Source organism: Desulfobacter latus (genome assembly GCF_013389365.1).
In the GTDB taxonomy this organism is placed as follows: Bacteria; Desulfobacterota; Desulfobacteria; order Desulfobacterales; family Desulfobacteraceae; genus Desulfobacter; species Desulfobacter latus.
The window spans coordinates 1-8596 of the sequence record NZ_JACADJ010000104.1 but is presented as its reverse complement, the minus strand read 5'-3'; the positions used below and the strand labels follow the sequence as shown (position 1 = coordinate 8596).

Here is an 8596-nt window from a genome sequence, read left to right as displayed (position 1 = left end):
GGCACAATAATAGTACCAGATGCGAGTTTATACGCATTGGGGATTTTACCTGTTCTAAAATGTTCCCATGCAGTCCGATAAGCTATACCCTGTTTTTTTGCCCAGACACTTAATTTCATAAGTATATGTTAAACACATTTTAATCTATTTTTAACTATTTTATGCTATATTTTATATGAAACTTTATAACACATTGGCCGCATTGAGGACGGATTGTTCTTTCACAACCACGAAATCCTCAGGCGCCCAGTGTTGTTTTGCATCACGAAAGTTAAATTCAATTTGGAATCTTAACCCATAATAATCGATGATATTTTTCCAGTCAAGGTCAAGATCGCTGTTAACAGAACAAACAGGCACCGGGAATCTACCTGTTCTCCAGTGAGTGGAGAAATCCTTCTGTCAGGATTCAGGCAACCGGCGATTCCGGTCGGCATTCAGGAGCAGCGCTTTGAGTGCTTTGACAGACCTTGCCCTGAGCCATTTATCGTCAAACCGCGGGTCCATGACAATCTTGGCGATGGCAGACAGGGCCTCAAGATGAAAATTGCGTTCATCCCTTCTTCCCACCACAAGTACTTTACACTTTCTGACGCAAGTTCCGTTTTCCAGGGGCTTCACCCAAAAAGTGTAAACTACTTTTATGGAGATATGAAGGATGCCCATTATCCGGCTCGTTTTTTATCCAATCGTTTAAAAATGTCTGAATAAGTAATTTTTGATGGGGCAAGCATGCGACTGAGTTCTGTGTGGCCCATAAGTTCAATCCCTTCCCGTTGGGCTGCATTTCGGGTGGGTTTTGAAAATGATTTGGCATTGGTTATCACAATGGAGCGGGAAAATGATTTTCCGATCTGTTCCTTGTAATAGCTCGGAGCCGCCAGAAGTTCCCGAATCGGACCTTCTCCTGACAATATATGTTTAGTGGTATGCTTACACTGGATCAGCATATTAGCTTTGGGAGACAGTACCACCACATCACATCCCCTGTCATTGCTTTGGGGTGTTAAATAGGTCTCTGCATCATAATGTCGGGCAAACAATTCTGCCACCAGGGCCTCAAAATGTTCCCAAGGCATATTTTTTAGGTATTTTTCTTCAATCGTGCGGTCTTCGCTGCCTGGTGTATTGAAAATGCCCGCATTTTGGAGATCTGCGTCTTCCGGAGTGACGACGGCATCTTTCAGGTTTGTTTTTTTCGATAACAAGCGATGTAGGTTGACATCAAAGGACGGCATCTCCGGGTGGTGGAGGATGGGCACATAAATATTGACGTCTTTCTCCTGGCCTATACGGTACACCCTGTCAGTGGCCTGTGCTTCCTTGGCCGGATTCCAGTGACGCTCAACATGAATAACATTGTTGGCACCGGTGACGGTCAGTCCCACTCCTGCGGCAAGGGGAGACATGATGATAACGGCAAATCCAATTTTATTTTGGAAAGCATCAATGATGGATTTTCGGGTCTGTTGCCCCGGAGATTTTGAAACTGCCAGAGTTTCTCCATTGATGATTTCAACTTGCTCTCCAAGAATTTTATGGCAGGCCAGTTTCAAGAAGCGCTGTAGCCTTTTATTAATGACAAACAGAATAACCTTTTCCTGTCTCTTTTTTATTTCATGCAGGAGTGAGAATACGGTTTCAAGTTTTGCTGCGGTCTGTGTATAAGCAAGAGCCTCTCTTTCATTGTCCGGAAGACTTAAACATCCGCCATCTACAAGATCTGGATGAAGCGAAATATCCCTGAGTTTATGAAGGCCTCTTAAAACGGGATTTTTTTCATATTCATTTTCTTGTGCTGCAATGACACCATTGACGGCTCCGTTGTATACGGCAAGCTGTCTCCCGATCATGGTAGACGACAGCAATTCACTATATTCCCAATTCTGCAGCTCCTCCGACGGCATTCCCACAAATATGTGTTTTTTAGGCAGGCCTTCAAGCTGGTCCTCTTTTAATCTTCGAATCATCAGTGCCCCGACATCTTCCCTCAAGGCTCGGCCGACCCCGGCACGCACTTCAGCAACCTTATCTGAAGTCGCCTTTGTGATCGGCTGGATATATCGATGTCTGAAATCTTGGTAAGAGCCAAGCAGACCTGGCTTTGCCGTGTCGAACAGGCACCAGAAATCGCCGAGATGATTTTCCACCGGAGTGCCGGTGACAATCAGGGTAAATTGAGATTTCAGCCCTTTGGCAGCACGGGTTTGCAGGGCATTGGGGTTTTTTATATTCTGGGCTTCATCGAAGATGACAAAGGACCAGTCAATCCGACAAAGGGAAAACTGATAATCCCGCAATGTCTGGTATGTAGTAAGAACCAGCCTTTGGTGCTGATCCAATCGGTCCATTGCAAATTGCTTTCCAATTTTCAATGCATACTGGATCGCATTTCCCGGCACATCCTCTGATTCAATGGCGGCTTTGTTCTGTCTGGTCTCAACTCCTGCTCCTTTGATTTTAAATCGTTTCAAATCTGCATTGGATTGTAGGATCACCACATCTTTAAATGGACTCTCCTTGAAGGTCAGGTCAATTTCTTCTTTCCAATTCTCCAGAAGGCTTAATGGGGCAACAACCAGGACCGGCTTCTTTTCTTGATTCTGTTGTTCGAGATGTTTATAAAATTCGTATACGCCAACCAGTGCCATATAGGTCTTTCCCAAACCCATATCATCAGCCATGAGGCCGCCGCAAACCTTTTGCTTCTGCTTCAGCCCGTTCAAGGACAAGCCTAACAACCATCGAATGCCTTCCTCCTGGTGCTTGAACGGTTGGCGTTTGAGATCTTCCAAATGAAGGTTGTCTTTATAAAGAACCTCTCCCATGGCTTCTGCCACATATCCGGAGCCATATGATAAAATTTCGTAATTTTTATAAATATCAACAACAACAGAAGCGCTTTTATCTTTATCTAATTCCCATAACTGTTCAACATCATCATCGGATTCTACAACCGGCATCTCGACTTCCGGCATTTCTCCTTTTTGAATTTTTTCCCTGATAGCGGTCACTTTCTCATTGATGGCCTGGACATCTGTAATATCTATCGGTTTTCCAAGAAACATCATTTCCTGGGCATTATGTTTTTGGGCATCCTCAAAAGTTTTAGAGAACATTTCGAGGGTTTCAGTATCCTGTATTATTTTTTCAAGATCTCCAGCCTCAATGCAAGATACAGAACCAGCCGTTCCATTTGAAAACCAGTTCAACCCAGATTCATCGGTTTCCCCAAAATAGGAATGCTGGAAAGTCGTTGCACCTTTAACCCTGAGGGAAAAACCGGTATCCAGATCAACAAGTGCAGCATCTAAAAATGCTGAAGGGGTTTTTACAAAATCTTTGACTTGTGATTTTGATATTTTTCTGTTTTGTATAATTTCCCTGGCAGCCGCCAGTTTATTCTCATCCAGTAAAATTATTTCATTGCCGACTTTAAAACTCTGGACCGTTTCATTTCCGGTTAACTGCCCTAATCGGGTTTCAATTTTTTCAAAGGTGGCCTCGGTGCCAAAGGATGGATTCAAAACCCCATCCTCATTGGGTGTCAGGCGCATACTGACCGAGACACTTTCCGGATTTATGATCTTCAGTTTGTTGAAAAAGGATAAATCGATACTGGCACCGGCCTGTTTAGCCTGCTGCAGTTGATGGACCAGAAGCAGATTATTGTACTCCGTCTTTTCTAACGGCGGCAATTTCTGATGCGCTTGAATGCTTTTTATGACAGCCCATTGTTCCGGGGTGGGCAAGTAGGTCTCAAACTCACCTACTTTCAGGTATGGCCCTTCAAGTTCGTAGTAAATGGTATTTTGCCCGTTAGGATATTCCAGATACAGGGTCACTTTAAATGAAGACTGAGTGGTTCTGTTTTCAACTCGAATTGAAAACTTGCCTGGAAAAGCAGGGGGCAGATCAAAGATCTCTCTTATTTCAGGCAGTCGAACGGCATCTTCTGAAGATATAGAAAAACCGTTGGGAAATTCTGTGGCGATGCCTTCCTCCTGAAGCATACTGAGAACCATGTATTGATGTTGGGTCCACTCATTGCTTTTCAGTTCTTTACATGCGGCAAATTCATCCTTTGGGAGAATAAAATTCAGTCCACTGGAGTCAGGTAAAACTTTAAAGACAACATCGGAATCCGTCTTAGTGAAGTATTTTTTAAGGAGATCTTGAAGAGCCATAATTAATAAGAAAGTCCGTATTTTTGTTTATATTCCTGATAATCCTCTATGGAGAAAACACTCTCAGGATTTATTTTGATGTTTAATTTGGAAAAGGCTTCTATGGTTTTATGCTGCCAATGGGGCATATGCCTGATGTTGATTGGGTATTCAAGCGAGTCAATATTTTCATGTTCATACTTTTCTTTAAGACCTATACCCAATTCCCTTTGTTCGAAACTGTTTATACTGTAATCTAACAGAGATGACTCTTCAGGCAGCTTATCGTAAATCCACAATGAAAAGCTATGGCTACCTTCAACCATATGATGGCCTTTAATATTTAAATAAATAACCGATGCTCCCCCCTTGCATATTGCATAACCGGGCAATTCTGACTTTTTGTAATGCGATTGTAGATAGTTGTCTGCACTGGTACTAACAAAAAGCCGGCTGCCGTGAATCATTTTATTTTTATATAGCCCTTCAAGAAATTTTTTCCTAGCTGGAAACATTCTTTGAAGAACCGCGTTCCCACTGGATTTCCCATAATTCTCAAGGATTTCCAAAAACAGCAGCAAATCAAACCCAGAAAGCCAGGTCTGCATTTTGTTTACTCGTTGCTGACCGAGCGGCTCCCACCACTCCATATAGTTGAGGCTGGTTTTAGGAACTCTTGGATCCCCAGCAATATTGAGAATAACATCCCGCCACTCTTTGCAAAGTTCCGATTCAGGGGCTTTATCTATTAGAATGGATATAATTTTATGGCCGAGCAGTTTTTGCTTTTTGTATGGTGCTCTGTAAACTTTCCATTTCCTTAATTCAGAAAAAAGGGGTGAAGTTTCATTGGGTTGCAGCGCCTTTAGCTGCTCAAGATAATAATGATATTTGCAGACGTCCCCGAATCGACCATTGAAATAGTAAGACAGCCCCATTTTTTGTTGAAGCGTATCAAGATCTATTTTTTTTGAAACTGCAAGCTTAACAATCCATTCAGGTCCTTGTTTTGATATTAACCGGTCATAATGATCAGCAATGGCTTGAATGTCGTTTGGCAACTTTTTGTTTCTGGCTTCTTTGAAAGATCTGTGGAGCCCATTTATAAGAACATCAAGATCACCACATTTATCAAACCGAAGAAAAAAAAGTCTGATCAATTGAAGAAATGAAATCGTCCCGGGATATTTTCGCGTTGAAAAAATGGCATCCATCAATTGTTCTGTTACCGGGCACCGGACATTGAAGGCTTCTTCCAGCCATAAATCGGTCAATGCTCTTATGGTTAAAGAATCGGTAATAAAATTTTCAAGGTGTTTTTCTTTGCGTTTGACACGAAGAATAATTTCATTTTTAGTTGTCTTATATGCTTTTGAGTTTTTCCCAGACTTTTTGATTATTTTTTCTAAGCGCTGTTGCTGATGTGTCATCCGGTGCTGAAATTGTTCAAAATTCAGAGGCGGTAGGTCAAAGGTTAAGTTTTTTATAGTCATTTTTCGGCTTTAAACAAATCTCTGATATCTGTTACATCTTTAATGGTTGGCCGCTTAACTGTGAAGCGGATATCAATTCGCCTGTTTCTGGCCCTGCAAAGCGCATCTTCTTCTTGCTCACACAAGCGTCTCTGAGCTGCATAACCACTCATTGAAAACAGGGGGATTCCCTGGCTATTGGTTAAATTCTCAAGGGTATATCCAGAACCCATTTCGCTATTCCAATAATTCCAGATGGAAATAGCACGATAGGTAGATAGCCCCCAATTCCCCATGTTACGATTGGATGGTCTGCTGTCCGTATGCCCTTCGATAAAAATGGTGTCAAGGTATGCCTGGCGTGCCTCTTTTGTGATGGCCGTATATAAAGCTTTACCTATTTCAAGCACAGCCGCTCTGGTTTCTTCATCTTCAGGAATTGTATAGCGATTATTTGAAAATGTAAGCTGGCTATCTGGGATGCGGAGAACCGTTTCGTTATCGCTGATTTCAACAACTACATTTTTTTTCAGCAGTTCTGCCCGGATTTCATGTAGTATATCCTGGCGTACTTTTTCTGCTTTGGCTATTTCTTCAATGGCGTCGCTGACTTTCACACGGGTTTGCATCAACTCAAGGATTAATGCCATGGACGCAAGGATAAAAAGGATCAACAGCCCGGACATGATATCGGAAAAAGAGATCCAGTATGGGTTTTCTTCGTCGACGTTTACAGGTTTTCTATTCGCGCTTAATAGTTTCATACCGGACTCATTTTCGCTTCAATTTCATCAACGACTGTTGATAAGGAGCTGATGGCATCTGTCATTGTTGATGTATATTGAGAAGTTTGCGTATTCCACTCCCTTAGCCGTTCAATGGTTTGGTTGTTCACTCTTTGACCGTAATCTGAAATTATCCGGATGATATCTGTTTCCAGATCTTTAATCTGAGCGGCCAAAGCGGTCTGAAAAGCCTCTTGATGTTTTTTCATCTTATCAAAGCTCTTGTCTGCCTGATCTGTTATGGCCACAAGTTTGTCAGTTACTTCTGTAATGCCTGATTTGATTTGTGTAATCGATTCAGTCAACCCGCCTACCTGGGTTGTTGTTGTTTGGTTTAGCTCTGTGAGTTTTTCTGCTTTTTCAATCGCTTTTGAGATTGTACCATTTAGAACTCTTCCGACAGATTCCATTGTTGTACTGACATCTTTAAAATCTTTCCCAACATTTTTCAAATCTTGGGTTGCATAACTCATGCTACCGGCAGCCTCTTTATTGGCTAAGGTTACCCGCTCCATATCCCTCATCAGAGTGTTGCACTGATTTATTATGGTTTTGCTGACACCTTTTTGTGCTTCAAGCATTGAATTTAATTGGGACATCAAATTCTGGCTGGTTGCCTGCAATTCTTCTGCCTGAACCCTGAACACTTCATCTCTTTTTTCATCCCGTTTTTTTTGACTTGCAAGCTGGTCCTGGAATCCTTCGGCGAGTTCCGTGTTCGTTTTTGCTGCTGTTTTCACAGTGAGAGCGATTGCCTGTTGACTTTCACGGCTCGTTGATTCGATGGTTGCTTTTATATTGGCTGCATGTTGTTCTCCCATTTTTTGAAATGCGTTCTGCTGTTTTTCAAAAGTTTCAGTAAGCTCTTTATTTTTTTGGGCAGCAGCTTCCACTGTTTGATTAATCGCCTCTTGGCTTTGACGGTTGCTTAATCCAATTGTTTCTTTTATTTCTTTAGCATTTTGCAGGCTTTGCTGATTAAATTGGTTTTGTTGTTTTTCTAATTTTTGGAGAAATTCATGCATCTGTTCACTGAAAGATCCTACAGCCTGATTAACATCTTTTGAGGCTGCATTGAGCATATCCCGCTGGCCTTCTCCATGAGCACCCATTTTATCAATAAATCGTTCAAGCAATGCATCCATGGCGGTTTCCACCCCTTTGTTGGAATTCGTTATGAGAGATTGAATTGCCGGTGCCAGAATATCATTAAGACTATCCCTAAGCCCACCTTGAATAGTATTAGAAACGTCAACCACAGCTTCTTGCATTTTATCACCGATTTTTTCGGCAAGCCCTTGCAGAACTTCTGTGGAATGTCGACTATAATCCGAAATCTTAACAAGAGCCTCTTCAGGGTTTGCACGGACAAAAAGCGTGTCAATTCGTTCCTGAAGTCTTCTTATCCTATCTCGTATAAATTTCTCAGATAATTTTTCTAAAAAATTAAATACGAGACTTGCGAAGACTCCCCAAACGGATGTCAGAAAAGCAATAGAAGCCCCGTTGATGAGATGCCCAATGCCATCACGTAAAACATCAACGCCAACATCTTTACTCAAAGACAAACCACTCAACCCCATTTGCAGCCCCGCAAAGGTTCCGATAACACCGATTGCTGTTAAAAATGCAGGCACGGCTGTCAGCAGTCTATTTTCAGTTATTTCTGGGGCAAGGGTAGACGTATTAAAAAAATGAGAGGCATCTATTGTGTTATATAATTGGGTACCATCAGGAGACAGGATAAGGGTTTCATCAAACTCTCCCCATAATTTCCCGTACTCTTTTTTCTTTTGAGCATTATGAAGTATATCTTTTCTTTTTTTTGATAGATCTTCTGCCTGTATATTTTTAAGGAGTTTTATAAAAAAATTGGTCTTACGCCAAGATATAAAACAACGAATCCCAACGTATAGAAGCCCTATACCAAAGACTGTAAACAAAATACATACGACTAAAGCGCTTGCTCCAACGTTTGTTGAAAATCGGCCGTCAATAATGGCACTGAATTCCGGCCACAGTTTTGTAAAACTAAAACTTTCTGTTAAATTTTCGGCATCCTTCATTTTCCGTTTGACACTTCGTAAAATCAAAATGTGTTTTTGAGATGCTGAAAATTATTTTTTAAAAAAAATACTGTGAACAGCACGTTCCTTTAGTGTACTTTAGAATT

General features: G+C 41.6%; 5 protein-coding genes and 1 pseudogene. All 6 read right to left on the bottom strand.

Annotation, left to right across the window (positions count from 1 at the left end; translation table 11 throughout):
• Positions 1 to 189: 189 nt before the first annotated feature.
• A pseudogene (locus HXW94_RS19620) lies at positions 190 to 342 on the bottom strand (transposase); the annotation flags it as partial.
• Between the two features lie 60 nt (positions 343 to 402).
• Positions 403 to 666 carry a PTS sugar transporter subunit IIA gene (locus HXW94_RS17515; protein WP_178368189.1) on the bottom strand — a complete coding sequence of 88 codons (264 nt, stop codon included), beginning with the start codon at positions 664 to 666 and terminating at the stop codon, positions 403 to 405.
• Complete coding sequence (locus HXW94_RS17510; RefSeq protein WP_178368188.1) at positions 666 to 4187, bottom strand: SNF2-related protein; 3522 nt, start codon at positions 4185 to 4187, stop codon at positions 666 to 668. The genes HXW94_RS17515 and HXW94_RS17510 overlap by 1 nt, the downstream gene beginning before the upstream one ends.
• A gap of 2 nt (positions 4188 to 4189) precedes the next feature.
• Positions 4190 to 5659 carry an EH signature domain-containing protein gene (locus tag HXW94_RS17505; protein ID WP_178368187.1) on the bottom strand — a complete coding sequence of 490 codons (1470 nt, stop codon included), beginning with the start codon at positions 5657 to 5659 and terminating at the stop codon, positions 4190 to 4192.
• Positions 5656 to 6402, bottom strand: coding sequence for an OmpA/MotB family protein (locus HXW94_RS17500; RefSeq protein ID WP_178368186.1), 747 nt, complete (start codon positions 6400 to 6402; stop codon positions 5656 to 5658). Before HXW94_RS17500 ends, HXW94_RS17505 begins: the two co-directional genes overlap by 4 nt.
• Complete coding sequence (gene zorA / locus HXW94_RS17495; RefSeq protein WP_178368185.1) at positions 6399 to 8489, bottom strand: anti-phage ZorAB system protein ZorA; 2091 nt, start codon at positions 8487 to 8489, stop codon at positions 6399 to 6401. The genes HXW94_RS17500 and zorA overlap by 4 nt, the downstream gene beginning before the upstream one ends.
• Between the last annotated feature and the right edge of the window lie 107 nt (positions 8490 to 8596).